This window comes from Roseibium sp. (assembly GCF_051016195.1).
In the GTDB taxonomy this organism is placed as follows: domain Bacteria; phylum Pseudomonadota; class Alphaproteobacteria; order Rhizobiales; family Stappiaceae; genus Roseibium.
Map to the genome: position 1 here is coordinate 3,780,546 of NZ_CP134616.1, position 23,351 is coordinate 3,803,896.

21 protein-coding genes are annotated in these 23,351 nt (G+C 59.2%); 13 read left to right on the plus strand and 8 right to left on the minus strand.

What is annotated here, in order from left to right:
- Nucleotides 1–94 precede the first annotated feature (94 nt).
- The 13 genes from RDA78_RS17240 to RDA78_RS17300 all read left to right on the plus strand — a co-directional run bounded on the left by RDA78_RS17240 (nucleotide 95) and on the right by RDA78_RS17300 (nucleotide 14,225).
- Nucleotides 95–1,603, plus strand: a complete 1,509-nt coding sequence (locus RDA78_RS17240; RefSeq protein WP_434051046.1) for a sugar ABC transporter ATP-binding protein — start codon at nucleotides 95–97, stop codon at nucleotides 1,601–1,603.
- 10 nt (nucleotides 1,604–1,613) lie between these two features.
- Entirely contained in the window at nucleotides 1,614–2,636 is a 1,023-nt protein-coding gene (locus RDA78_RS17245) for an ABC transporter permease (RefSeq protein ID WP_434051047.1), read from the plus strand.
- A 23-nt stretch (nucleotides 2,637–2,659) separates the two neighbouring features.
- Nucleotides 2,660–3,709, plus strand: a complete 1,050-nt coding sequence (locus RDA78_RS17250; protein ID WP_434051048.1) for a substrate-binding domain-containing protein — start codon at nucleotides 2,660–2,662, stop codon at nucleotides 3,707–3,709.
- A gap of 131 nt (nucleotides 3,710–3,840) precedes the next feature.
- A complete protein-coding gene (locus tag RDA78_RS17255) occupies nucleotides 3,841–4,614 on the plus strand; it encodes an ATP-binding cassette domain-containing protein (protein WP_434051049.1) in 774 nt (257 codons plus the stop codon).
- Nucleotides 4,615–4,624: 10 nt separating this feature from the next.
- On the plus strand, nucleotides 4,625–5,752 hold the full coding sequence (locus tag RDA78_RS17260; RefSeq protein WP_434051050.1) for an ABC transporter permease: 1,128 nt from the start codon (nucleotides 4,625–4,627) through the stop codon (nucleotides 5,750–5,752).
- Between the two features lie 39 nt (nucleotides 5,753–5,791).
- On the plus strand, nucleotides 5,792–6,928 hold the full coding sequence (locus RDA78_RS17265) for a substrate-binding domain-containing protein (RefSeq protein ID WP_434051051.1): 1,137 nt from the start codon (nucleotides 5,792–5,794) through the stop codon (nucleotides 6,926–6,928).
- Between the two features lie 125 nt (nucleotides 6,929–7,053).
- Complete coding sequence (locus RDA78_RS17270; RefSeq protein WP_434051052.1) at nucleotides 7,054–8,100, plus strand: LacI family DNA-binding transcriptional regulator; 1,047 nt, start codon at nucleotides 7,054–7,056, stop codon at nucleotides 8,098–8,100.
- Between the two features lie 149 nt (nucleotides 8,101–8,249).
- Nucleotides 8,250–9,341 (plus strand): ABC transporter ATP-binding protein, encoded by a 1,092-nt coding sequence (locus RDA78_RS17275; protein ID WP_434051053.1) that lies wholly within the window; start codon nucleotides 8,250–8,252, stop codon nucleotides 9,339–9,341.
- Between the two features lie 29 nt (nucleotides 9,342–9,370).
- A complete protein-coding gene (locus RDA78_RS17280) occupies nucleotides 9,371–10,702 on the plus strand; it encodes an extracellular solute-binding protein (RefSeq protein ID WP_434051054.1) in 1,332 nt (443 codons plus the stop codon).
- Between the two features lie 64 nt (nucleotides 10,703–10,766).
- The gene (locus RDA78_RS17285; RefSeq protein ID WP_434051055.1) at nucleotides 10,767–11,690 is read left to right on the plus strand and encodes a carbohydrate ABC transporter permease; all 924 of its coding nucleotides are present in this window, start codon (nucleotides 10,767–10,769) and stop codon (nucleotides 11,688–11,690) included.
- Complete coding sequence (locus tag RDA78_RS17290) at nucleotides 11,690–12,562, plus strand: carbohydrate ABC transporter permease (RefSeq protein WP_434051056.1); 873 nt, start codon at nucleotides 11,690–11,692, stop codon at nucleotides 12,560–12,562. The genes RDA78_RS17285 and RDA78_RS17290 overlap by 1 nt, the downstream gene beginning before the upstream one ends.
- Nucleotides 12,562–13,302: a cytochrome b561 domain-containing protein gene (locus tag RDA78_RS17295; protein ID WP_434051057.1), complete on the plus strand. Its 741-nt coding sequence runs from the start codon at nucleotides 12,562–12,564 to the stop codon at nucleotides 13,300–13,302. Before RDA78_RS17290 ends, RDA78_RS17295 begins: the two co-directional genes overlap by 1 nt.
- The gene (locus RDA78_RS17300; RefSeq protein ID WP_434051058.1) at nucleotides 13,302–14,225 is read left to right on the plus strand and encodes an SMP-30/gluconolactonase/LRE family protein; all 924 of its coding nucleotides are present in this window, start codon (nucleotides 13,302–13,304) and stop codon (nucleotides 14,223–14,225) included. Before RDA78_RS17295 ends, RDA78_RS17300 begins: the two co-directional genes overlap by 1 nt.
- 33 nt (nucleotides 14,226–14,258) lie before the next feature.
- Here RDA78_RS17300 and RDA78_RS17305 read toward each other — a convergent pair whose 3' ends face one another.
- From RDA78_RS17305 to RDA78_RS17340, 8 genes are all read right to left on the minus strand, one after another.
- Nucleotides 14,259–15,191, minus strand: a complete 933-nt coding sequence (locus RDA78_RS17305; protein WP_434051059.1) for a DMT family transporter — start codon at nucleotides 15,189–15,191, stop codon at nucleotides 14,259–14,261.
- Between the two features lie 11 nt (nucleotides 15,192–15,202).
- The gene (locus tag RDA78_RS17310; RefSeq protein ID WP_434051060.1) at nucleotides 15,203–16,102 is read right to left on the minus strand and encodes an NAD(P)-dependent oxidoreductase; all 900 of its coding nucleotides are present in this window, start codon (nucleotides 16,100–16,102) and stop codon (nucleotides 15,203–15,205) included.
- Between the two features lie 25 nt (nucleotides 16,103–16,127).
- The gene (locus tag RDA78_RS17315; RefSeq protein ID WP_434051061.1) at nucleotides 16,128–17,207 is read right to left on the minus strand and encodes a Gfo/Idh/MocA family protein; all 1,080 of its coding nucleotides are present in this window, start codon (nucleotides 17,205–17,207) and stop codon (nucleotides 16,128–16,130) included.
- Between the two features lie 42 nt (nucleotides 17,208–17,249).
- On the minus strand, nucleotides 17,250–18,197 hold the full coding sequence (locus tag RDA78_RS17320; protein ID WP_434051062.1) for a phytanoyl-CoA dioxygenase family protein: 948 nt from the start codon (nucleotides 18,195–18,197) through the stop codon (nucleotides 17,250–17,252).
- A 12-nt stretch (nucleotides 18,198–18,209) separates the two neighbouring features.
- On the minus strand, nucleotides 18,210–19,838 hold the full coding sequence (locus RDA78_RS17325) for a TRAP transporter large permease (RefSeq protein ID WP_434051063.1): 1,629 nt from the start codon (nucleotides 19,836–19,838) through the stop codon (nucleotides 18,210–18,212).
- Nucleotides 19,838–20,689 (minus strand): TRAP transporter small permease subunit, encoded by an 852-nt coding sequence (locus tag RDA78_RS17330; protein ID WP_434051064.1) that lies wholly within the window; start codon nucleotides 20,687–20,689, stop codon nucleotides 19,838–19,840. Before RDA78_RS17330 ends, RDA78_RS17325 begins: the two co-directional genes overlap by 1 nt.
- A gap of 252 nt (nucleotides 20,690–20,941) precedes the next feature.
- Nucleotides 20,942–21,979, minus strand: a complete 1,038-nt coding sequence (locus RDA78_RS17335) for a TRAP transporter substrate-binding protein (protein ID WP_434051065.1) — start codon at nucleotides 21,977–21,979, stop codon at nucleotides 20,942–20,944.
- 184 nt (nucleotides 21,980–22,163) lie between these two features.
- Nucleotides 22,164–23,279 (minus strand): mandelate racemase/muconate lactonizing enzyme family protein, encoded by a 1,116-nt coding sequence (locus RDA78_RS17340; RefSeq protein ID WP_434051066.1) that lies wholly within the window; start codon nucleotides 23,277–23,279, stop codon nucleotides 22,164–22,166.
- Between the last annotated feature and the right edge of the window lie 72 nt (nucleotides 23,280–23,351).

A 23,351-nucleotide genomic window follows, 5' to 3' on the forward strand; every position in this document is an offset into this window, starting at 1 on the left:
ACAAGCGGATGATAGACCTACGTTACCGGTAACTCAACTCCGTCATGGCAACAAGACGGAGATCAGGGGGCAGGTGGCGATCGGGAGGAAACCAGTGCCAGGCAGTTTGAAAAACCGTCTCTTCTTTGACGGCATTCAGAAACACTTTGGCGGCACCTATGCCGTTCGCGATGTTTCGCTCTCGATTGATCGGGGTGAGATCGTTGCGCTTCTGGGTGAAAACGGCGCTGGCAAATCCACACTCATCAAAATCCTTGGCGGCATCCACAAGCCGGATGATGGCCGTGTCCTCATCAATGGCGAACCTTACGAGCATCGGCCCGGCGGTTTCGGGCAGCGTCAGGCGGTTGCGTTCATCCACCAGGATCTCGGCATGATCGAATGGATGACGGTGGCCGAGAACATGGCGCTGGCGCTCGGGTTCTCGAAACAGTTCGGGCTCATCAAGTGGGGTGACGCCGAAGCCTTTGCCGCTGAAGCACTTGCCAAGGTCGGCTGCGATTTCTGCCCGACAACACGTGTCCAGGATCTTTCCCGTACAGAGAAATCCCTTGTCGCGATTGCGCGCGCGCTTGCCGTCGACTGCGATTTTCTGGTTCTCGATGAGCCGACCGCGTCGCTGCCAACTGACGAGGTTGCGCGGCTCTTCGAAGCCTTGCGACCGCTCCGCGATCGCGGTGTCGGCATGATCTATGTTTCTCACCGGCTGGACGAGATCTTCCAGATCGCGGACCGTGTTGCGGTTCTGCGGGACGGCGAGCTGGTCGGTGTACGCGCCATCCAGCACACCACCACCGAAGAACTCGTGCACATGATTGTCGGACGCAAGACCCGGCAGGTCAGCAAGCTGAACGAAGCCCCGGGCGAGCCGGTTCTGACTGTCCGGGATCTGAAGACACGTTCGACAGGTCCGGTCGATTTCACACTTCACCGCAACGAACTCGTCGGGCTGGTCGGCCTTCGCGGGGCAGGGCATGAGGAAGTGGCTCGCGCGCTCTACGGTCTCGGGGAACATGCGGGCGATATCGAACTCGCGGGGATCGGGACACCCGATCTGCGTTCGCCGAAAACGGCGCTCGATTCAGGCGTCGGGCTCGTTGCCCGTGATCGGACGGAAGAATCCGTCGCCATGCCGCTGACCATCCGCGAAAACACGTTTCTCAATCCAGAGGCAACCGGGCGCAGCCTGTTCTCGATCCTGTCGCCGGGCGAGGAAACCCGCATGGCGGAAAAGATCGGCCAAGAGGTCGCCCTCAGTCCCAATGACCAGACGATGGCGATCGAAGCCTTGTCGGGCGGCAACCAGCAGAAGGTGGTGATCGCACGATGGCTGGCGACCAAGCGCAAGCTCCTGATCTGCGAGGATCCGACCGCGGGCGTCGATGTCGGTGCCAAGGCGGAAATCTACGCGCTTTTGAACAAGGCGCTTCTTGAAGGGGTCGGCATTCTCCTGGTGTCGACCGACTTTGAGGAAGTCGCAACGATCTGCCATCGGGCGATCGTCTTCAGCCAGGGGAAAATTGTCGGCGAATTGGCAGGGACCAAACTGTCGACCGAAAACCTTATCCAGGCCGCGTCGGCCAGCAACGTCGCTGCTGCTTGAGGAATAGAAAATGCAGTCACTTGAATCCAATGCTCTGGAACCCACCAAGTCGGAAATCGAAGGTCTTTCGATCCGCGGCAAGCTGCTGCGTTTTCTTCCGGTCTATGGACTGGTGATCCTGACGCTGTTGCTGATCCTTCTCTTCTCGGTTCTGTTGCCGAAAACGTTTCCGACGCTGCTCAACCTCAGAGCGATCATTTCCGACAAGGCCATCATCGCGTTGCTTTCGCTTGGCGCAATGATCCCGATGGCCGCAGGCCGTATCGACCTGACCGTGGGCTACGGCATCGTCCTGTGGCACATCCTGGCGATCAGCCTGCAGACCCTGCTCGGCATTCCCTGGCCAATGGCCGTCGTGATCGTGCTGATGCTCGGAGCCATGACCGGCTTCTTCAACGGCCTGCTCGTCGAGGTCGCCAAGATCGACAGTTTCATCGCGACGCTTGGAACCGGAACTGTGCTTTACGCAATTGCACTCTGGCACACTGGCGGCCGCCAGATGGTCGGCGTGCTGCCGGACGGATTCTATTCGCTCAGCACCACATTCGTGTTCGGTCTTCCGATCACGGGATACTACCTGATCGCGATCACCGTGTGCATGTGGCTGATCCTCGAGTACACCCCGGTCGGCCGCTATCTCTATGCAATCGGCGCGAACCAGCGCGCAGCTCAGCTCAACGGTATTCCGACCCGCAAATTCGTAATCGGCGCCTTCATGGCTTCCGGCACGATGACCGCTCTGGCCGGTGTCCTGCTCGCGTCCAAGCTCAGGATTGGCCAGGCCAGTGTCGGGCTTGAATTTCTTCTGCCGGCACTGGTCGGCGCGTTTCTCGGATCGACAACCATTAAACCCGGCCGCGTCAATGTCTGGGGAACGGTCGTCGGTGTTGCGATCCTGGCCGTCGGGATCTCCGGCATCCAGCAATTCGGCGGCTCATTCTGGGTCGAACCGCTCTTCAACGGTGTCACATTGCTGATCGCAATCGGCATCGCAGGCTATGCGCAGCGCCGGAAGGGCGCAGCGAAAAAGTAGGTTTTTTGCAAAGGGAGGAAACTATGCAAAAACGCGATTTTCTGAAAACAGTCCTGGCGACAACCATGCTCGCGGGCCTTGGGTGGCCGGCATTCGCCGAAACGGCCTGGGATGGTCCGACGTCCGGGCCGGCGGCGGCAGACGGCAAGACTGTTGTCGTGGTCGCAGCCGACCTGAAGAATGGCGGTATACTCGGCGTGACCAACGGGGTCGAGGAAGCTGCCGCAAAAATCGGCTGGGACGTCAGGGTTCTTGACGGGGCCGGGTCGATCCAGGGACGTACGGCTGCCATCGGACAGGCACTTGCTCTGCAGCCGGACGGGATCGTGATCAACGGCTTCGATGCTGTGGAACAGCAGGCGGCGCTTGAAGGCGTTGTCGCCACAAGCATCCCCATGGTTGCCTGGCACTCCGGCCCGAAGATCGGATGTGATGCGCCGGGCGGCATCTTCGCCAATATCTCGACCGATGCCATGACGGTTTCCGAAGTCGCCGCGAACTGGGCGCTCGAAGACGGCGGCAAGGATATCGGCGTCATCATCTTCACCGACTCCACCTATCAGATCGCAATCGACAAGGCCGACCGGCTGAAGGAAACCGTTGAGGCTGCAGGCGGCACGGTGCTTGAATATGTCGATACGCCGATCGCCGACACCTCCACCCGCATGGGACCGCTGACAACCAGCCTTCTGCAGAAATACGGGGAAAGCTGGACACACGCGCTGGCGATCAACGATCTTTATTTTGACTTCATGGGGCCGGCACTGGCGTCCGCTGGCATCTCCGCCGCGGACGGACCGCAGGCGGGCTCTGCGGGCGACGGATCCGAAGCCGCGTTCCAGCGTATCCGCACCGGCGGCTACCAGACGATCACCGTTGCCGAACCGCTGAACCTCCAGGGATGGCAGCTGGTCGATGAACTCAACCGTGCTGTCCAAGGTGAACCGTGTTCCGGCTACGTAACGTCACCGGCGCTTGTCACGCAGACGGGTCTTGAAAAGATGGGCGACAGCAACGCGTTCGACCCGGATACGCCATACCGCGAAGCCTACTCCAAGATCTGGGGCAAGTAAGTCTTCGCAAAACAGGTCGCCTGGAGCAGCCTCCGGGCGACCTGCTGACGAAACGAAACTGAGTAACAGAATGCCTCCTTGACGCGGGTTACCGTGAACAGGAGGGGTCTATCCAAAAGCAGAGTGGAACCATGTCTTCCGACGAGCAAAACTCCGATCCCCTGGTGACGATGCGCAATATCTCCAAGCGATTTGGAGGCGTGCACGCGCTGACACAAGTCGATCTCGATGCCTATGCAGGGGAGGTCCTGGCCATTGTCGGCGACAATGGCGCCGGCAAGTCGACCCTGATCAAGATCCTCACCGGCGTCTACCAGCCAACCGAGGGCGAAATCTTCGTTGGCGGCAAGAAACTCGTCATGAACAGCCATTCGGATTCGATTGAGGAGGGCATCGACGCCGTCTACCAGACACTCGCCCTTGCCGATCATCTCGATCCGGCGTCGAACATGTTTCTCGGCAACGAACTGACACGCTCTTTTATGGGCATCACAGTGCTCGACAACAAGCGGATGCGGTCCGAAACGGAACGCGTCCTGTTTGAACGTCTCGGTGTCCGGCTTCGCTCGCTCGATGTTCCCACGTCAAGCCTGTCGGGAGGCCAGCGACAGGCGGTTGCGATTGCGCGAGCGGTCTATCACGAGGGCCTCAGGGTCCTCGTGATGGACGAACCGACCGCAGCGCTCGGGCCCCAGGAAACCGCCAGGACCCTGAAACTCATCAAGGCTCTCAAGGCACAGGGTCTCGCAGTGATCCTGATTTCCCATTCGCTTGACGATGTCTTCGAGGTCGCGGACCGGGTTCACGTTCAAAGGCGCGGCAGATGCGCCGGTGTCGTTCATGTTTCGCAAAGCTCACAGCAGGACGTTCTCGCCCTGATCGTGGGTGCGGAAGAAGCGGCATAAGGGGGTAGAGATGACAACGGCAGCACAGTCAAACGGACCGACACGGTTCTCCGACAGGATCGAACCGTTTCTGGCGATCATCGGCCCCATGGTGATGATCCTGGCCATTCTCCTGTTCATGGGGGTTGCGGAACCGGCGCGTTACTTCCGGCTTTCGAACCTCAATCTCATTTTGCTTGACGCTGCGCTTTACATGCCGATGGCCATGGCGATGACCTTTGTCATCACGCAGCGCGGGATCGACCTGTCGATCGGCTCCGTTGCGGCACTGACATCGATCATCATGGCGTTCCTGATCAAGCAATACGGATTTTCCGCACCTGTGGCGATCATCATCGCGCTCGTGCTTGGTGCGATTTTCGGCCTGATCAACGGCCTGGTGATTACCAAGTTCAAGGTGCCTGACCTGATCGGCACGCTTGCGATGGATCTGGTCTACAGAGGCTTTGCCCTCGTGATTGCAAAGGGGCTCGTGCTTGCGCGCTTCCCGGAAATCATGACCGAAATCGGCCGCGGCCAGATCCCCGGCTTCATTCCGGTTCCGGTGGTGATCGGCCTTCTGACGATGGCGCTCGGCTACTGGCTCCTGAAGAAGACCTATTTCGGCCGCTACACGGTTGCGATCGGGTCCAATCCCGAGGCAGCCGAGATGACCGGTATCGCGGTCGACCGTTACAAGATCTACGCCTACGTGCTCATGGGCGCGTGCGCTGCACTGGCCGGCGTCATGCTGACCGGCAAGTTGAACGCGATCCAGGCAACATCCGCACCCTATTTCAACCTGCACGTCATCGCTGCCGTCGTGGTTGGCGGGACCTCGCTTTTCGGCGGCCGCGCCTCGATGCTCGGGTCGCTGGCCGGTGTTCTGCTCCTGTCCATGATGATCAACGCACTTGTGACGCTCAGGATCGAGTTTTTCTGGCAGTCGGTCGCATCCGGCGTGGTGATCGTGTCTTCGGTCGCGCTCTACACCTGGCTGCAGAAAAAGGATCGTGATGGCGCCAAGGGCATTCTGGATGCGTTGAAGACTCCGGAAAGCATCAGGCTGTTGCGCCTGTCCGGTGGTCTGATCGCAGCACTTGCACTTCTGCTTCTCATTGGAACTCTGTTCGCCGGCGCACGTGTTGCCAGCGGCTGAGTTCCCATACCGCGGACTTCATCAAGGGAGGAATTTGAGATGAAACTGCTGAAATCTACACTTTGCGTCCTGTTGCTGACCGGCACGAGTGCCTTTGCACAAGGCAACCTGCCGCTCAAGGAACTGCCGGGTCATGCCGACAGGGACTATTGGGTGCCGGGCGAGGTCAATGCGGACGGCAAGCTGGAAGCCCTGCAGGCCGTTGTCGGGTCCGAGGGCGTGAAGTTCTCCGGCACACAGGACAAGCCTGTCGAGATCGCGCTGATCTACCCGTCTGCCGACACGTCCGACTTCTGGGCACGCAACTATCTTGCCCTGACCAAGCGGCTCGAGGAGCTCGGGATCGAGTACAACACGACCGAGTTTGCCAGCCGCCAGATCGAGCATTCGCTCCAATCAACCTATGCGAACCAGGTCCTGCAGGACGGTGATATCTACGACTATGTCATCTTCGGCCCGTCCGAACTTGCCATTCAGGCCGACAATATCGACAAGCTGGCCGGCAATGATGACTTCAGGACTTATGTCTGGGCGTTCCACACTCCGCTCAAGGATCTGAAGAACCAGCCGGACGTCTGGTTCGACTTCTCGTCGGCAGCGGGTGCCCTGACCATGTGCGACTACATGCTCGAGCGGCTCGGAAACGGCGTTACAATGGCCATGAACCGCGGCATTCCGGGCATCACGGACAACCAGCGTTCGGGCGACTTCAAGGACTGCGTCATGGAGAAAGGCGACTGGAAGGTCGCTTACGAGCACTACGGCGAATATCAGCGCGAAGGCGGTTATGAGGGCACCAGCCTGATCCTGCAGGCCTATCCGGAAGCCACGATCATCCACAACGCCAACACCGCCATGGCGATGGGAAGCGTCGAGGCTCAGATTGCCGTCGGCAAGGAAAAGGAAGTGTTCTCGACCGGGTGGGGTGGCACGGGCCTTGAGCTTGATGCGATCCGCCGCGGCGAACTGGATGCGACCCCGATGCGCATGGGTGATGATGTCGGCGCGGCAACGGCCGAAGCCATCAAGGCGGACCTGGAGGGCAGGGCGGAAGAGCTTCCGCTGGTCTTCCTTGGCCGGATTACCGTCGCCCATGACCAGCTGAGCGCGGAAGAGCTCGATGCCTTGCAGACGGAGGCCTTCCGTTTCTCCGGCGTTGGCGCGCTTGAGCGCTAAACGGTCCGCACGTCTGTCGAACATCCGGTCAGAAGTGACCTAACGGTTTGATCAGACGTGCAAAACAGAGCGCTGCCGGTATACTCCTCGCCGGTAGCGCGACTCTTTTGAGCCCAGGGCTCTGAATGAGGACATCAAATTTGGCAAGGGACGGCGGAAAACAGGGACCGGTGACGATGCGCGATGTCGCCCGGGCGGCGGGCGTGTCCCGCATGACCGTGTCGCGCGCCTTGCGGAAAGACAGCCCCGTCTCCCTGAAGACGCGGGAACATATTCTCAAAGTGGTCCGGGACATGAACTATGTACCTGACCAGATGGCCGGTAGCCTGACAACGCGCAAGTCCGGCTTCGTCGCCACCTTGCTTCCCTCACTTAACAACCTTCACTTTGCGCTGACAGTTCAGTCCCTTACGGAAGAACTTGAAGACATCGGTTTGCAGATCCTGCTCGGCCATACCGACTATTCTGCCGAGCGTGAGGAAGAGATCCTCGAAACGATGCTAAGGCGGCGCCCGGAAGCAATCGTCCTTTCCTACGACGGGCACACCAGACGGACCGCGGACCTGATGCGCGAGGCGAATGTCCCTGTTATCGAGATCTGGGAAACGCCTGAAAACCCGATTGAACACACGGTCGGTTTCTCCAATTTCGAGGCTGCCCGGCAGATGACGGAGCAGCTCATCGCGGCGGGATACGAGCGGATCGCCTTCCTGGGGGAGGGCCAGGACGACTGGACACGTGGCGCTGCCCGGCGGAACGGCTATCTTCAGGCCATGCGTGAAGCCGGTCTGTCGCCCCATCGCATGATGCAGTACGGCATTCCGCCTTTGACGATCGAAGCCGGTTCGGAGGCAGCCGGCCAGATCCTTCAGGACTATCCGGACACGGATTGCGTGTTCTGCGTTTCCGACGTGGCAGCGTTCGGCGTTCAGAGCCGCCTGATCTCGCACGGTTACACCGTTCCGGACGATGTTGCGGTTGCCGGGTTCGGCAATTTTGAAGTGTCGCGTTTCGCGGTGCCCAAACTCTCGACCGTGGTCGTCGATCCTGTCCGGATCGGACGGGAAACCGGCAAGCTATTGAAAAGACTTCTCCTTCCCGGGCAGCCGCAGGACGTTCCTGCGCAGCAGATCCTCGTGCCAGCCGAGATCGAGTTCCGCGAAAGCACCTGAACGAGCCACTGTTCTCGGGTCCCGATGAAAATTTAATAAAATTTCGCTTGTTACCGATAACATGTGTGATACTGTGACCGGTAACAAACAAGATTTGTGACCGGTCACATTTAGCGCTTGCACCTTCGAAAGGTGCCCCGGGAGGAAAAATGCCGCGCATCAGACTTGAGAACCTCGTGAAGCGATACGGGAACTTCGAGGTGCTTCACGGCATCAATCTGGACATGGAGGAGAACGAGTTCACCGTTCTCGTCGGCCCGTCCGGATGCGGGAAGTCCACCACGTTGCGCATGATCGCCGGGCTGGAGTCAGTCAGCGATGGCGAGATCTTCATCGACGACAAGCCGGTCAGCGGGCTCGAGCCGAAGGCGCGTGACCTGGCGATGGTGTTTCAGGACTATGCGCTTTACCCGCACATGAATGTCGCCCGGAATATGTCATTCGCCCTGCGGCTGCAGCGGCGCCCGAAAAAGGAAATCGACGAGAAAGTCGGCAAGGTTGCCGACATGCTCGGGCTGACGAACTTTCTCCACCGAAAGCCGGGTGAACTGTCAGGCGGACAAAGGCAGCGCGTTGCCATGGGACGCGCGCTGACGCGGGATGCCGGCACGTTCCTGTTTGATGAACCCCTGTCGAATCTCGACGCGAAGCTGCGCGGGCAGATGCGCGCCGAGCTTGCGCTCATGCGCCAGAAAGTGCGCAAGAACATGATCTACGTGACGCATGACCAGATCGAAGCCATGACGCTCGGTGACCGGATCGTCGTCATGCATGGCGGATACATCCAGCAGCAGGGCACTCCGGAAGAACTTTTCAAGCGGCCTGCCAACAAGTTCGTTGCCGGGTTCCTCGGTTCGCCTCCGATGAATTTTCTGGAAGCAGACGTGCAGGATCTCTCGGGGCGCTCATTCGTGACCGGCAACGGCTTCGAACTGGTGCTGCCGGAGGAAAAGGCTACGGCAGTCGCGTCCTTGTCTTCCAGTGCCATCACGCTCGGTATCCGTCCGTCCGACCTGCATTACAGCCCGGACGCACCCGATCATGAATCCATCGACCTCAAGGTGATCGTCTCCGAATACATCGGCGCGCAATCCGTTCTCCTGTGCGATTGCGGCGACCAGAAGGTCGAGGTCGAGCTCAAGTCCGAAACGCCCATTGCCCTGGGTGAAACACTGAGATTTGCGGTCAACAGGGAGGGCATTCACATGTTCGACCGCGAAACAGAGGTTGCCATCAGGTGATCTGAACCTTGCTTCTAAGGGAGGAATGAATGCTGAAATACCTGAAAACGACAGTCTGTGCCGTTGCCGGGCTCGCGCTTGGCGCGACGGCCGCACTTGCCAACCCCTACGAGGAGTTTGCCGGCGAGACCCTTGTCGTCAATTTCCCCGCGCACCCGCATTTTGACGCCGTGATGAAGGTTCTGCCGGAATTCACGAAGGAAACCGGTATCCGGGTCGAAGTCGACCAGCTGCAATACCTGAAAATGCGCGAGCGGCAGACGCTGGAGCTGACGAAGAACCGGGGCGACTATGATCTGATTGCCTATGTCGTGTTCTCCAAGGCGGACTACGTCTATGCCGATCAGTTGGAGAACCTTGCACGCTTTTTCATGAACCCGAAGCTGGCCGACCCGAATTACGAGGCGGAAGACCTCATCGACGGTTATGTCGCCAATATCGGTGTCGCCGGTGGCAAGAAGGGATATCTTCCGGGCCCGACCGGTTCGCTGTTCGGTCTTCCCTTCGGTTCCGAAACCTCGATCCTCGGTTATCGCAAGGACATTTTCGACAAGCACGACCTGAAAGTACCGGAAACCTACGAAGAACTTCTGGAACTCGTCTGCCTGATCCCGGAACTGGAGCCTGGCATGGGCGGTCTTGCTTCGCGGGCGGCCTCCGGCCACCACGCCAGCCACGCGTTCCTCCTGCACCTGGCCCCTCTCGGTGGCCGGATCTTCGATGACGAATGGAAGCCGATCGTCAACAACGCGGAAGGTGTTGAGGCCGCGGAAGCCCTGAAGAAGATCGTCAACTGCGGTGCGGAAGGCTCCAAGACCTTCGGCTTTGCGGAAGCAGGTGCATCCTTCCTGCAGGGCAATTCTGCAATGTTCCTGGATTCCACGGTTTTTGCCGGCCAGGTCAACAATCCCGACAAGTCTAAGGTTGTCGGCCTTGTCGAGTGGGCTCCGCATCCGGTGGGTGCCAGAGCCGGTTCCCAGACAGGCGGCTTCGGCATCGGTATTCCGAAGAATGCCCAGAATAAGGACGCGGCCTTCCTGCTGATGCAGTGGCTGACAAGCAAGAAAGCGGACAAGCTGATCGCCATGGCCGGTGGCAACCCGTCCCGCTATTCGACCCATGCCGACGCGGACGTGAACGAGAAGTTCCCGCATATGGCAACCTTCGGTGAAGCGCTCAAGAACGCCGATCCCGACTGGCGTCCGATCATCCCGGTCTGGGGCAAGATCAATGCCGATCTCGGCACGACCCTGTCCAAGATCATCACCGAGGATGCACCGGTTCAAGAGTCTCTTGACGGTGTCGCCGAGCGCACACAGGCGCTGATGGATGATGCCGGGTACTACACCTGGACCCAGTAACCCTGACGCTGCCCCGCGGCCTTGCCGCGGGGCTCTTAAAAATCCTCACTGAAAGCGATCCGCAATGAGTGTTGCGATCAAGGCCAATCGGCTGACCCCCTACATGTTTCTGGCGCCGGCAGGGATCATCCTTGTGTTCGCGCTGCTCTATCCGATCGGATACATGGTCTATGCCAGCTTCCTGGACTGGAGCCCGAGCCAGCGAATCGGGCAGGCCGAATTCATCGGGTTTCGGAACTATGTGAACCTGTGGAACGACGATGCCTTTCGCGAAAGCTTCTGGGTGACCATCCGGTTCGCCGCGATTGTCGTGACGCTCGAAATGATCCTCGGTGTCGGCCTCGCCTTGCTGCTGGACCGGAAACTCAAGGGGATGGCGGTGCTTCGAACCGTCTTCATCCTCCCGATGATGATCGCGCCGATCGTTGTCGGTCTGATGTGGCGCTACATGTATCACCCGACCGTCGGCATCTTTAACCGTACGCTCAAGAGTTTCGGGTTTGAAGGTATTCCCTGGCTCTCCGACAGCACATGGTCGTTCATCGCGATCGTGATTGCCGATGTCTGGCAGTGGACACCGTTCATTTTCATTCTTGCGCTTGCCGCCATGCAGTCGCTGCCGCGCTCGGCGCTGGAAGCTGCGGAAATCGATGGTGCCACCGAGTGGCAGAAGATCTTCCTGATCAAGCTGCCCCTGATGATGCCCGTTCTTATCGTCACGCTTCTGCTGCGCCTGATCGATGCCTTCAAGGTGCTGGAGGTGATCCTGGTTCTGACCAACGGCGGCCCCGGCCTTTCCACGGAAATCCTCGCGCTTCGCATTTTCCGGACCGCGCAGGAGTTCCAGGAACTGGGCGAAGCGGCTGCCATGTCGAACCTGCTCCTCATGTTGCTGATGGCTCTGACCATCGGAATGTTCTTGTACAACCGCGTTCAGGAAGCCCGTGCTGCCCGCCAACGCGCAGCTGCAGAAAAGGACGACACCTGATGTCCGCTCAATCGGAAAAACAGAACCCGGCCTTTTATGCCCTCCTCGTTGCGCTGGTGGTGATGAGTGTCGGCCCGATTGCCCTGATGCTGGCAACGTCGTTCAAGACCAATGTCGACGTCTATGACGCCTCGGTGTCCGCCTTCTTCTTCTCGCCGACGATCAAGAACTACGAAACGGTTCTGTGTAACTTCCTCTGGTACGAACCGGAGCATGTGGACTACTGCGACCCGACCTTCGGACGCGCGCTGGTCAACTCCCTGATCGTCGGGCTGATCTCGACCGGGCTCACGCTGACCATCGGCTGCATGGCCGCCTATGCCCTCGTGCGTTTCAAGTTCATGGGACGCGGCACCGTTTCCATGACAACGCTTCTCATGCGCATGGTTCCGCCCGCCGTCCTGCTCGTTCCGGTCTTCGGTATCTGGACGTTCCAGTACGGACTTGACCAGACCTATGCCGGCATCATCCTGATCTACACGGCGATGAACCTGCCGTTCGTGATCTGGATCCTGCAGAGTTTCATCGTGCAGGTTCCGATACAGCTTGAGGAAGCCGCGCGCATGGACGGTGCCAACCCGTTCCAGGTGTTCTTCCTCGTCGTCCTGCCGATCATTCAGCCCGGCCTGGCGGCTGCCGCGATCTTCACGTTCCGCATCGCCTGGAACGAATTCCTGCTGGCGAATGCTCTGTCCGGACGCGCGACACGCACGGTGCCCGTCACGATCGTGAACTCGATCACCGAGTACGACATCAACTGGGGTGTGATCATGGCAACAGGAATGCTGCTGGCGATCCCGCCGATCCTGTTCACCTTCGTTGCCTCGAAGCAGATCATCACCGGCATGACGGCAGGGGCCGTGAAGGGATGATGATGGAGTGGCTGATATCCCCGATGGATGCGGCCAGACCCCATGACATCGGCCTTGCCTTGTCCTGGCATGCCCGGTTCATGGTCCTGGGCTGGGGCATACTAGCCCCGCTGGCGATCATGATGGCCCGGTTCTTCAAGGTCCTGCCCGGACAGGACTGGCCGCGTGAACTGGACAGCAAGATCTGGTGGCGCAGTCACTGGATCTCCCAGTCGCTTGTGGTGGTGCTTTCGGTCGTCGGACTCGCGCTCATCCTGATGTCCTCCCAGAATACCGGCACGGCGCTGGTTCATCGGCTTTTCGGCTATTCCCTCCTGGCTCTGGCGATGGTTCAGGCGTTTTCCGGTCTCCTGAGAGGAAGCAAGGGTGGGCCGACAGACAGACGGGCCGACGGCTCCCTGCGCGGCGATCACTACGATATGACACGGCACCGGCTGATTTTTGAGGCGGTTCACAAGGGTTGCGGTTATCTTGCCCTTGTCCTCATGGCGGGGGCGATCGCGAGCGGATTGTGGACGGCAAATGCGCCCAACTGGATGTGGCTGAGTCTCGTTTTCTGGTGGAGCATTCTTCTGGTTTCATCCGTTTATCTGCAACGGCTCGGATGCGCGGTCGATACATATCAGGCAATCTGGGGCCCCGATCCGGGGCATCCGGGAAACAGGATGAAACAACAGGGATGGGGGACACGGCGGCCCGACTTCCCGCAACAGTCATTTGAAAAGCAACGGGAAACATGATGTTTGGCGTTTTGGAGGGAACCGGTTTCGAAGTCATAGAACCGGAGTTCGAAGACTGTTTTGTCGGTCATGTGCGGGTCGAGCGACTTTGGACGGGTGCACGATGGTCGGAAGGGCCTGCGTGGTTCCCCGCAGGCCGCTATCTCGTCTGGTCCGACATTCCCAACAACCGGATGATGCGCTGGGACGAGACCGATGGGTCCGTATCAGAATTCAGGCGCCCGTCCAACAATTCCAACGGCAACACGGTCGATACGCAGGGCAGGCTCGTGACCTGTGAGCATTTGACCCGTTGCGTCACGCGGACCGAGCACGACGGATCGATCAGCGTCATCGCCTCGCACTGGAACGGCAAGCGTCTGAATTCACCGAACGATGTTGTCGTGAAGTCGGACGGCTCCGTCTGGTTCACCGATCCGTCCTACGGGATCCTGATGGACTATGAAGGCGACCGTGCAGACAGCGAGATCGGTAGCTGCAATGTCTACCGTGTGGACCCTCAGACCGGCATGGTCGAGCTTGCCGCCGACGGTTTCTTCAAACCCAATGGCCTTGCCTTTTCCGAGGACGAGGAGTGGCTGTATGTCTCCGATACGGGCATTACCCATGACGAGGACGGACCGGCGCATATCGAGAAATTCAAGGTTGGGAGTGATGGCAAGTCGCTGGAGGATCGCGGCGTGTTTGCATCCTGCACCAGCGGCCTCTTCGACGGGTTCCGTCTCGACAGGGACGGGCGCATCTGGAGTTCGGCAGCCGATGGCGTCCATTGCCTCAACGCGGACGGCGACCTGATCGGCAAAGTGCGCATTCCGGAGATGGTCGGCAATGTCTGTTTCGGCGGACCAAAGCTCAACCGGTTGTTCATCGCCGGCACGAGTTCGCTCTATTCGGTCTATCTGAACGTGAACGGGGTGAAGTAGACGCGAACCTTTGCCGCATAGCTCAGCTTTTGCTCAATCACGCGAACCGTCCTGCCGGTTCGCATCCAGCCGGCGCGCGTACAAAAAACGTTCCCGATAGAAAATGATCATCCCGGACACGATAATCACGGCCGCGCCGATCACGGTCCACCGGTCCGGAAGCTGATCGAAAACGAGGTAGCTCGCGACCGTCAGGTACAGGATGAAGACATAGCCGAAGGGCATGAGAAGATTGGCAGGTGCGAAGCTCATCGCGTTGGTCAGAAACTGGTGTCCGACCCATCCAAATATACCCAGCCCGACGAGGACGCACCATTGAAAGCCGGTCGCGGGGTTCTGCCATTCCAGAATGGCGAAGGGCACCAGCGCGAATGTTCCGACAAAGCCGGTGTAAAACTGCATTGTATCCGGCGAGACGACGCCCGCCAGTTTCCGGGTTAAAATGGAATAAAGAGCGAAGCAGAATGCGGCGGCCAGTGACAAGAGGACGGCGAAGTGAAAGTCCTCGTCGAATGGCCGGATCGCGATCGCCACGCCTGCAAATCCCAGCGCGACTGCGGACCAGCGGACCAGTCCGACGCGTTCCCGCAAGAGGGGCCACGACAGGACGCAGATCATGATCGGCGACGAAAACAGGATCGTCGAGGTGAGCGTCAGCGGCAGGTAGCGCAGGGCTGCGAAATTGAACACCGTCGACCCGGTCAGGAGTGCGCCGCGCAGGATCACGAGCCAAACCCGCTCGCAGCGCAACTGCCTGAAATCGAAGTCGCTTGCGGCGAACAGGCCCAGTGAAATGACGAAATGCCCGAAATAGCGCATGAAAGCCAGCTGCAGAGCGCCCAGACCCAGGACGCCCAGCCATTTCGAGCCCGTGTCGATGAAGGCGAAGGTGAGATAGGCAACGAGGATCAGAACAATGCCGGCAAACGGCTTGTCTTCAACGCTTCTGGACGCAAATCGCGCCATCCCTTGCCAGCTTAGTCCTTGTCACCCGCCTTGAAGCGATCAACGAAAAAATCGACCTGCAGGGGAACGAACTCGTCGCCCCTGCCGGCTTCGATGGAAAGGTCGAGCGCTTTCTTGGCTCCTGCGGCCATGATCGATTCCACGCCAAGGCTTTCGGCCATATCCGTGTAGTAGCCAACGTCCTTGCGCGCATTGCGGATCGAGAAGGCGAGTTTGTTCGGATCATTGTCGATCGCGTATGCCTTGACGAAATCCATCATGCCGGAATGGAGCGGACCGGCTGACATAACGTCATAAACCTTCTGACGGTCGACACCCGCCTTGTCCGCCATGGCAAACGCTTCCGACATGCCGTTCGCGACCGCTTGCGCAAAGAAGTTGTTGATCAGCTTGATCGTATGGCCGGTGCCGAGTTCTCCGAGGTGGAAGACATTTTCTCCCAGATCGTTCAGAACCGCTTCCACGCGAGCGTAAGCGGCTGCATCACCGGAACACATCAGATTGAGCATGCCTTCAAGGGCGTGGGAGGGTGTGCGCCCGATCGGGCAATCGAGATAAGTTGCGCCGGCTTCGGCGACAGCAACTCCGATGGTCTTCGTGGAAGCGGGGAGGGAAGTGCCGAAATCGATCACGATCTTGCCCGGCGTAAGCCCTGCAATCACGCCTTCGGGTCCGTACATCCGGCTTTCCACTGACACGGACGTGTCGACGCAGAGCATGACAACGTCGCTGGCCTCGGCCACTTCGCGTGCGGATTTCACTTCACCTGCGCCGCGTTCGACAAGGGCGTCCACGCGTTCGCGAGACCGGTTGGCGACGATGGTCAGTTCATAGCCCTGGTCGAGCAGGCGGTTGCACATGGCGGCGCCCATCAGTCCGATGCCGATAAAGCCAATCTTCGGTTTGCTCATGATCTTTCCTCAATTGATAAAGTTGTCAGACAATGTTTGCGTTCTGTGCCGGACCACCTGCCAAGACGGGACGGCCAGTGCGCGCAGCCGTGCGCACGGCCTCGACGAGGCGCAGCGCTTCGAGCCCGTCGCGGCCGGAGACCTTCGGTATAGTGCTTTCCCGCCGGATCAGGCTCGCGAAATGCGTCAATTGCTCGTGAAGCGGATTGACCTTGTCAGTCTCGATCACCTCGTGTTTGAGCGGACGCGACCAGTCACCTTCCTCACCTTGCGCATCTGTCCACACGCGCAGGGCCGGGAATTCGAAACTGCCGGCCGTACAGCCGATGCGCCATGAAGAGATACCTGTTTCCGCGATATTGGGATTTTCGCCGCTCGCGCCTTCGAAACTCCACGGGCTCAGGGCCGCATCGGTCAGGACGGCGGTCGCAATGACGCCACTTGCGAAACGGATGTTGATCGCGGCGCTGTCCTCAACGGAGCTTCCGCGCGCATGGTGGGACACCATGGCCTGGACTTCCTGAACGGGTCCGAAAAGGCCAACCAGCAGGTCCGCCTCGTGAATGAAGTTGATGAGAAGCGGGCCGCCGTCGCTTTTGCGGCGCCACAGCCCGGCCTGGAAGTAGCTGTCCGGTTTGCGCACGGCCCAGATGAGGGAAGCGGAAACAGCGTTCCCGAGGGCTGCGGTCTCGAGCAGTTCCTTTGCCTTTTCAACGGACGGATGATAGCGGCGGTGGTGACCGACCAGCAAAGGCAGGCCGCGCGCTTCAAACGCGCTCACGAGCTTCTCGCCATTTTCCACCGTGTCCGCGACGGGCTTTTCCACCAGGGTTGCCCAATTCCTTTCAAGGCAGGCCAGACCGCTCGACAGATGGTCGGAATTGGGTGTGGCAATGACGGCAGCCTGGCACTCTGAAGCGGGCACGCTGTCAAGATCCGGGGCCCATCGGCAGTCCAGTTCTTTGGCGAGCGCCTGCTGGTTCGGATTGGGGTCGACAATCCAGGCGAGCTCGATGTCCGGATGCTCAAACGCATGGCGCGCATGCCTTTGACCGACAAGGCCTGCCCCGATGACCACGAGGCGAATGGGAGTACTACGGTTCAATTCCCGTCTCCAACCAGAACGGCTGTTTGCTTGGTGTGCGCCTTAAGCGCAGTAGGGCGCGTCGTTGCCCCAGCGATGCTGAGGTATATGGTCGCTATGCGCGAGATGATGGCGGGTGTCTTCCCACATTTTCTTCCAGAGACGCCAATCCTTGAGTTCAGACGCCGGATTGCTGCGCGATCTCGCGACGAACTCGGGAAAATGGCTCCGGCCCGACGGCTGGCCCGTTACGTGATAGCGCAGATCGAACGACCAGCGGTAATGGTCGCTCTTGTTCGCGAGCGATCCGTGCGGGGTGAGCGGGTGGAAGATGACCGCGCCGCCCGCCTTGACCGGAACCGGCGTGGCTTCGTCCTTCGGAAGAAACGGCTCGGCAATTCCAACCTGTGACCTGGAACAATGCGGCAGCATTTCGCGATAGGCTCCTGGCGCGACCTGCAGGCAGCCGTTTTCAATCGTCGCATCCGTGATCGCCAGCCAGACTGTCACGAAGGTGGTTTCGTCCGCTTCTTCCAGGGTGACACCCTGGTCCTGGTGCCAGTCGGTGGCGATAACATGGGCGCGGTTTTCGGAGGCCGCAACCGCGTGTTGCGGCGGTTTGATGCGGACATGCTGGATCGGATTGGAGGAAATTTCCGGACCGATCAGGGCTTCGACACAATCCAGGATGTTCGCGTTCGTCGCCATGTCGAAAACGGCAGGTCCGAAATGCATCGGCGTGTCGTCCGAAATGCCGGAATGCGGCAGGCTGATGTCGAAGGGCTGGTACCATTCGAAGCCGCCCCTGTACGCCCGGTCCAGCTTGTCCCAGAAACCCATTCCCGCGTGTGGCTGCGGGACCTTGCCGTCCTGTTGCCACGACCCGTAAAGGTCGTCCATGAGCGTGCTGTACTCGTTGCGGACGTTCGTTAGCGCGTCCTCGTCCTGCAGGCCCTCGACAACGAGATAGCCCTGTTTTCGGAACAGTTCGACATCGCCTTGACTAAGCATGATGTGAGGTCCTCAAAGCAGCAGTGTAACAATTGTCGGCCAGATCAGAAGCACCGCAAGCGCCACCAACTGTACACCGATGAACGGAAGAAAACCCCGGAAAATGTCGGTGAGCGAGATATGCGGCGGTGCGACCGATTTCAGGTAGAACGCGGCGGGTCCAAAGGGTGGCGACAGGAAACTGACCTGCATGTTCATGCAGAAAAGTACGCCGAACCAGATCGCGACATGCTGCGGCGACAACGTGCCGAGGAAGCCGATCTCTTCGATCGGCAGCCGCTTCACGATCGGCAGGAACACAGGGATGATCAAGAGCACTATGCCGACCCAGTCCATGAAGGCCCCCATGAACAGAAGGATCACCATCATCGTCAGGATCACCAGCATCGTCGGCATTTCAGCACCAATGATGAGCTGCGCGATATAAGTGGGGCCACCGGCAAGGGTATAGGCGCCGGCAAGCGTTGCCGCGCCGATTGTCACCCAGATGATGGTACCCGTAGACCTCAAGGTGCGCATCATGGACACCCAGAGCAGATCAACGGATGCCTCTCCCCGGGAGAGGGCGATCAGGAACACCGCGACTGCTCCCATGCCGGCAGCCTCGGTAATGCCGGTAACGCCACCGTAAATGGACCCAAGAACGATGCCGATGACAGCGAGCGGCGGCACGAGGCCCTTGCCGTGTTCCCAGCCGGAGGCAGTTCTCTGTCGTCCGGCGACCAGGAAGATAAACAGAAGCGCCAGAGCGCCGATGCCGATCAGCCAGGGGAGGTCGGAGACCATCCCCAGGGGAGGTGGTTCGAACGCCTCGGCAGAGGGGTCATTCCGTCCCGTGACCGTCAGGAATGCGATCCGGGCGATCAGGATTGCCATGACACCGGAAACGACAACACTGACGAACCCACCGAACATGATCAGTTTTTCGCCGCCTTCCGGATCGCCCTCGCGCGGCTCCGGCAGAGGTGCCTGGGACGGGTCGAGCTGCGTGCGGACAACGATGTAGATCATGATGAAGCTGGCCAGCATGAAGCCGGGTATGAAGGCTCCCGTGAACAGCGCCTTGATCGACGTTTCGGTGATGAGGCCGTAAATGATGAGAACGATTGACGGCGGGATCATCGTGCCGAGCGAGCCGGAGGCGCAGATGGTGCCGATCGCCAGATTCTGATTGTAGCCGAGGCGGAGCATCTGCGGCAGGGCGATCAATCCGAGAAGAACGACTTCGCCGCCGATGATGCCGGACATGGCCGCCATCAGAACCGCCATGATGGAGGTCACGATGGCAACGCCGCCGCGCGCCCGGCTCAGCCAGAAATCCAGACTGTCATACATCTGCTTGGCAATGCCGGAGCGTTCCAGCAAGGCAGCCATGAAGATGAACAAGGGCACCGAGATCAGCACGTACTCGGTCATCAGGTCGAAGATCTTCTGGGTCAGCAGATAAAGGGGGCCGGTGCCCGGATTGCTGGTGAGAAGGCCCGTACCGAAACTCGTCGGATCGGTGAGCAGCGTCGGCTCGAATTTCATGATCATGACCAGCGCGGCCAGGATCGCCGAGGCAAAGCCGAGCGGCATGCCGATGCCGAGCAGGAAGAGAAGTCCGAATACCAGGACTATTGAGATCGTGCCGACGTCCATTACTTTGCACCCACGCTTTTCTTGATTGCTTCGAGCTCTTCTTCGTCGATGATGTCAGGCTCTTCCATTTCGGTCGGCTGCTTGTCCCAGTCGGCAATCAGATTGGCGACGGCTTGTATGGCGACGAGCACGGCGACGATGAGGATCATCGGCTGGATTGTCGCAGGGATCGGCGGATCGAAGGCCGTCCCGAACATTTCCCAACGGTGGAACTTGATGGCAAAGACCTGTTTGTAGCTTCCATAGACAAGGAAGAAGGCGAACAGGCAGATCATGAGTACCGAGACGACATCGCAGGCGTGGCGCATAGGCCTGGGCAGGATGTCGTAAAGAATGAAGATGCGGATGTGGCAGCGCTGCTGCATCGCGTAGAGACCGGAGAGCAGAAATACGAAACCGGCGATCCAGAGCGTCAGTTCATTGGCCCACAAAGTCGGCGCTTCAATCACATATCGCAGGAACACCTCATAGAGCATGACCAGCGTCATGATGATGATCAGCAACATGACCACGCGGCCGATGAACAGCGCGAAATAATCAAAGCGGGTGTAATCGGGGTATTCCATCTGGGCATGGACAACGCTGCGCATGCCGACCACGAGCAGAATGGGCAGAAGCAACAGGGCCGCCCAGTCGATGATGTCCATGATGCCGCCGAACATGCCGGACAGGCCAGGGGACACATCCTTGCGCTCGTGAAGTTCGGTAATCTGCGCGGTCATGCTTTCACTTGCATGCGGGAAGAAATCAAGAATGTAGGCAGGACCGTGCCAGATGACCCAGCCTGCGCAAACCGCAAATGCGACGGGAATGACCCATTCCCGTAATCCGCCGGACTTTTGCTCTTTCATCTTTTCCCCCGATCGGAAATGCGTAGATCCGCGCGCATGGGCTGCCCCTTCAATCTTCCCCGCTGTTTTGTCACGAAGCGCTCTGCGCCGGTGCCAGAAACAGAAAATTCAGATGAATTGCCGTCTGTCGCCGGCAATCCTCACCGTCCCCAGCTTGCTCGTATTCACACCATTCTTCGAGTTGCGTCCGGGGAAGGGTATGGCGGCAGAGCCATGCTCCGCCGCCAGGTCTTGTTCGACTGTGTGCCAGTCTTACTGCATTGCGCCGAGATCGCGCAGGAAGTCCAGGTGGCTCTGCAGCAGTTCCTGGGACTCAGGCGTGGTTGCGAACTCTTTCCAGGAGTCCTGAACAGCCTGACGGTAGATCGCGAGATCTTCGTCGGACCAGGTGTTCAGCGCGATGCCTTTTTCGCGAAGTTCTTTCGCCGTCTGGGCGTTCTTCACTTCGTTGATGGTGGAGTTCTTCAGGCCAAGCGCCTGCATTCCAACCTTCAGGATCGCCTTGTGGTGATCCGGCATTGCGTCCCAGACGTCCTTGCGGCAGGCAAGGTGGTCAGCCGGCATGGAGTGGAAACCGGGATAGTTGGTTTCCGTTGCAATGTCATAGAGGCCGAGGCCGACATTGTTGGTTATGTTGGCGGCGTCGGCGCCGTCAATGATGCCGGTTTCAAGCGCGGTGAAGATCTCGTTGAAGTCCATCACGATCGGTGATGCGCCGAGCTTTTCGAAAATCAGCGTGATCACGCCCGGAGGCGAACGGAACTTCCAGTTCTTCAGGTCATCGACGCCCTTGAAGGACTTGGTCGAGGACAGGGACTCAGGGCCCGGGATCCACCAGCCGATGAACTCCATGTTGTTGGCGTTGTAGAGTTCGTTCAGCTTTTCATAACCGCCGCCATGCAGCAGCCAAGCATACTGCTGGTAGGGGTTCTGGTAACCACCGGTCAGGTCGCCTGCAAACTGGAACGCAGGGTTCTTACCGGTCTGGTAAGCGCCGCCTGTCATGTCGCAGTCAAGAATACCCGTTGCCGCGGCATCGAAAGTCTCGGCGGACTTGACGACGGAAGAGGCGAAGAACATCTCGATTTCGATTTCGCCGTTTGACATCGCAGTGACGTCATCGATGAACTCCTGCGCCATCTGGCCGGAAAGGGTTTCCGTGGAGAAGTGCGTCTGGATACGAAGCTTCGTGCTGTCCTGTGCGTTGGCATCCATCGTAGCGCCCATGGAAAGGGCGAGGCCGGCGGTTGCCACGCCTGCGAGCATGGTTCTCGTCAGTTTCTTGAGCATTCCTTATTCCTCCCAAGTTGCTCCAATAGACCGGGGGTCATCATTCCTCCGGTCGCTTTTGCTGGTGTTCCAGCGATTTGCTCCACTTGGCCCTAAAGCCTGCATGGAGCTTGTTCCCCCTCGGCCGATCATCCGATGCGGCCTTGAAAGCTGCCTGCTTCACGGTGATGGTCCCGCTCCGCGCTTAGGCAGCTCCCCGTCTCTCCCTGGACAGCAAATCCTCTGCTTCCAGTTTTGTCCAATCGAAAATCACACCGACACCCGGTTCGTCGGGCGCGATGGCCAGCATGTTCTCGACTACCAGAGGCCGCTTTGTGTACTGTTCGATCGGAAACGAATGGACTTCGAGCCAGCCGTAACCGCCAATTCCCGCCAGCAGGCTCACGTGCAGTTCCTGCATGCCGTGACTGCACACCGGGACGCCATGCCGTCCTGCGAGCTCGGCTGCTTGCAGAAAACCGGTGATACCTCCGCAATTGGAGGCGTCCGGCTGAATGAAGCTGAGTTTCGACTGTTCGAGCGCATAGCCGAACTCGTGAATGGTATGAAGGTTCTCACCCATCGCGAGCGGTGTTCCCGTCGCTTCGGCAATGGCCGCATATCCCTTGTAGTCGTCGGGAATCGTCGGTTCTTCGAACCACAGAATGTCAAAGGACTTGAAAGCGTTTGCCGCAGCAATCGCCTCATCCACGCTCATCGCATAATTGGCGTCGACCATCAGGGCGACGTCCGGGCCGATGAGCTTCCGTACAGCAGCAACGCGGGCGACATCCTCTTCAAGAGAGGGACGCCCCACCTTGATCTTCACGCCGTTGAAGCCGCGCTCGACATACCCCTGAACGCTGTCGAGCAGTTTCGGTAGTGGAAAGCCGAGATCAATGCCGCCGCAATAGGCCTTGCAGGTTCGGCCCTTTCCTCCGGCCATCTTCCACAGGGGTAGAGCTTCCTTTTGTCCGCGCAAGTCCCACAGGGCGATGTCGACTGCCGAGATCGCGAAGGATGCGATGCCGCCTCTGGCGACATAGTGGACGTGCCACTGCATCTCTTCGTAGAGGGCTTCAACGTTTTCGGAATTTTTTCCGAGCAGGAATGGCGCGAGGTCGTGTTCGATCATCGCTGCAATCGCATGACCGCCCTTGCCGCCGGTGTAGGTATAACCGGTTGCCGTGCTGCCATCGTCAAGCACGAGGGTCGCGGTCACCAACTCGAAATGGGTATGATCGCCATGCTTTGCATCGACCAGTATCTCGGCAAGCGGAATATGAAACAGCCTGACGGATACGCTGACGATGGTTGTCAAGGTATCCCTCCCAAGATGCCAAGAACACTATGTTATTTGTTTTGGTTCGACCAAGTACGTGGGGAGCAGAGC